Source organism: Citrobacter sp. Cf118, assembly GCF_030334095.1.
GTDB lineage: Bacteria > Pseudomonadota > Gammaproteobacteria > Enterobacterales > Enterobacteriaceae > Citrobacter > Citrobacter freundii.
Genome location: NZ_JAOWES010000046.1, coordinates 1 through 735 on the forward strand (window position 1 = coordinate 1; position 735 = coordinate 735).

Annotated in this window: 1 protein-coding gene and 1 pseudogene; both read left to right on the forward strand. The window is 58.9% G+C overall.

Going from position 1 to position 735, the window contains the following annotated elements:
* Positions 1 to 206: pseudogene (locus tag OGX67_RS01130) on the forward strand (formylglycine-generating enzyme family protein); the annotation flags it as partial.
* Between the two features lie 11 nt (positions 207 to 217).
* Positions 218 to 735 (forward strand): formylglycine-generating enzyme family protein (locus OGX67_RS01135; RefSeq protein ID WP_286525686.1); only part of this gene is annotated, 518 nt, incomplete at its 3' end.

The following is a 735-nucleotide window of genomic DNA, read 5'->3' on the forward strand; positions in this document are numbered from 1 at the left end:
CGGTAAAAGACCCGCAGGGCCCGGAGCAGCCGGTATTTAAAGACCCGGACGGGTACTACACGCGGGTGCTGCGCAGCCAGGACTTCTCAGGGCCGGGGCGCGGACTGACCATGGTGCGCTATAAAGCGGACCCTGAAAGCAGACCATATCTGCCAACCGACAAAACCGTGCGCTGCGCCGTTAACCACCCGAGTCCGGTGAAGTGAGGTCTGTGATAATGAAAAACGACAGGTTGTGGCTGTGCGCCATTGCGATAGTCGCAGCAGCTGGCTGCGACCCCGCCTCAGTCAAACCCCTGCACAGTGCGGAAGACCAGGCCCGGCTGCAGGAGTTTGTGGCGCAGATAAAGTCAGAGCAGGTATTTGTGGAAGGCGGTGAATACCTGATGGGGGATTTTGGCGAAGAATATGGCGTGGAAAAACTGCAGTACGACGGGCATAAAGACAGCAAGCCTTTGCACAGGGTGGAGTTAAGCAGCTATTCGCTGAGTAAGTTTAAAACCAGCAACCAGCAGTACCAGTTTTATCTGGCCTGGAATGGCCTGAAGGGCCGGGAGGTCAAGGGGCGTTTAAACGGGAGGGACTGGAATGACAGGAAACGGATCCCGGATACGCCAGCCCGCGTGGACTGGAACGAAGCGGAGCGGTACTGTGCGTGGCTGGGAGGGGTAACGGGCCTGCCGTTCTCGCTGCCGACGGAGGCGCAGTGGGAATACGCGGCGCGTAGCCGGGGTAA